The organism is Flavobacterium sp. H122 (assembly GCF_004959765.1).
Classification (GTDB): Bacteria; Bacteroidota; Bacteroidia; order Flavobacteriales; family Flavobacteriaceae; genus Flavobacterium.
The window spans coordinates 1-554 of sequence record NZ_SJZD01000035.1; the positions used below are offsets into that span (position 1 = coordinate 1).

General features: G+C 37.7%; 1 protein-coding gene. It reads left to right on the forward strand.

Annotated features, from left to right (window positions below; translation table 11 throughout):
- On the forward strand, positions 1-554 hold a 554-nt coding region (locus tag EZM65_RS15590; RefSeq protein WP_169051730.1), incomplete at both ends, for a hypothetical protein.

Consider the following 554-nt stretch of genomic DNA (forward strand, 5'->3'; position numbering starts at 1 on the left):
TCATGTTCTTCTACCTTTAAAGTTCCTGAATGTGGTGACGCACACTGTTCTTATACTCAGGGATTCTATGGCAATGTAAACGGAAATGGTTGTTTACCTGACGGAAGCACATCTAAAGCACAAGCCATTATGGCGGCCGCCGTTGATGCGCAGCCTGGAAATTTATATAATTTCGGTAGTACATTTACAGGTAATTACTTCACATTAAAACTTTCCGATATAATCGGACAAGCTATTGCTGCTGACAACAATATTTTCAAAATGCTGCCAGGTGGAGGAACCCCTAGAGCATTAGCTGGTTTTGCAACTTATGATCAACCAGATACTTGGTCTGACAGCGATCCGTTAAACTTTGCAAAAGGTAAAAAAGGATCCATCAACAACAACTTATTGAGTCAAACAATGACTTTATTCTTTAATATTTCATTAGACAATACATTGGGTGGTGTAGTATTAAAAACTAATTTCAAAACAGTTGATGAATTAGGTTGCGGTACAGATGATGTGAATCCGGATGATTTAGGACAAATGTTCACAATTTCACAGTCAGTTAT